General features: G+C 36.6%; 1 protein-coding gene and 1 pseudogene. Both read right to left on the minus strand.

The annotated features are described in order from the left end of the window. Positions 1–108 precede the first annotated feature (108 nt). Positions 109–750 (minus strand): annotated as a pseudogene (locus BO219_RS14355) (RHS repeat-associated core domain-containing protein); the annotation flags it as partial. Positions 751–796: 46 nt separating this feature from the next. Continuing rightward, positions 797–1537: an immunity 26/phosphotriesterase HocA family protein gene (locus tag BO219_RS14360; RefSeq protein WP_077430004.1), complete on the minus strand. Its 741-nt coding sequence runs from the start codon at positions 1535–1537 to the stop codon at positions 797–799. Positions 1538–1663: the final 126 nt, after the last annotated feature.

Consider the following 1663-nt stretch of genomic DNA (forward strand, 5'->3'; position numbering starts at 1 on the left):
ATTTTACTGCATGTATTTTGAATTCTTTATCAAAACGTCTTGTCATTATAGACACTCCTCATCATTGATAGATTTACTGTACATTTCTCTATTCGTTGTGTCTATAATCTAGACTAACATCAAACTTTTTACTTTCTTTCCTAAATACCACGCTCCATAGACCCCGACAACAGCAGCAGTACCAATTAACATTACTTGTCCAACACCAGGAACAAAATAAAGCCCTACAGCATACGCAAACTTCCCATCCGGATCGATCATCATCACCGGATTGTTGTTCGCATACGTATATCCGTTTTGCGTGAGAATGTCATCCGCATCCCCTGGGTCTGGGTCTAAAGATAGGAACACGCCATGCGTTGGATGATAGTATCGGGCAATTAAGTAATAGAGCCCCGTTTCGTTGTCATATTGATATCCCGCATATCGGTATGGGTTTTCATCCGCCAAGGCACCGGATTGAGAGAGAATATTCCCCCATGCATCATATTGATAACGGGCAACGATGTTTCCTTGTTCATCCGTCAGGGCGATGACATCGCCATGCGCGTTATAGTGGTAGAAGTACGTGGCACCACCTTTTTTCATCGCCAACAGCTGGCCGTTTTCTCCGTATATATATGATCTTACCACATTTCCATCCGCATCGGTTTCATACAGAACGTTGAGGCTGTCGCCTTGATAATGGTAATTCGTAATGACGTCATTGACATCCTTTTGGATGTGCCGACTGTCTTCACTGTACAAAAAAAGTTATCCCTTAAATCATGGGATAACCCTAAAAAAGCTAAATACATTATTTCTGATTTTGTTTCTCGTAGTATGAATTAATAAGCATCTCCACTATATTACTACTACCAACCAAGCCAATGGGATTTTTTATTTTTTCCCCTTCCTCTTTAGAAATAGGCTCTAATTCTGTTATTGGTGTATTCGCATCCCCTCGACTAACAAAATATTCCTTGCCATTGTAAAACACAAAATCCGGTAACTCATATTCTTCAGGGTTGAATTTCCCTTTAGACAATTTCCCAATAATTTTCCATTCTTTATTAACGATTCCATATATTCCACTGTTAATAGTATATAGAACAGAAAGTTTTTCAAATTGATTACTAAAGTTTTTTATATCTAATATTTCATTAGTGAAGATATCGAAATATTGTATATAGATGTCATCCTTTAATCCTTTTCCTTTTACTACTAAACCATAAGAATATTTTTCAATTTCTTTAAGCGGGATTGCGAATACAATACCTGGTTCAATATTAGGCGTCTTTCTTTTCTTTTTCAATTTAAAATTTACATCGACGATTTCCATTTCCCCTAATTGTTCATTAATATTTGAATCAAGTTGTAAAGCCTCCAAGATTAATGCTTCCAATTCAGCTACCGTTGGCATTCTTTCTAAATCTTCTTGATAAATTTTTTTGATTTCTAAGAGCGTATCACTTAATAAATCGATTGCATCATCACTTAAAACAACTGTTTCATTGTTCTTTATGGTTTCCCAGAATGACATAGTATCACCAACCATATCTTCTTATTACTTCTTTATAAATACTTCTATATACATCCAAATTGGCATTTGATTCACACAGCACACCCCATGCGGCGTAACACCTCATCTGGATGTTGTAAGACGTACTGTTCAAAGCGAGTA

The sequence above is a fragment of the Anoxybacillus kestanbolensis genome (assembly GCF_001996285.1).
GTDB classification, from domain to species: domain Bacteria; phylum Bacillota; class Bacilli; order Bacillales; family Anoxybacillaceae; genus Anoxybacillus; species Anoxybacillus kestanbolensis_A.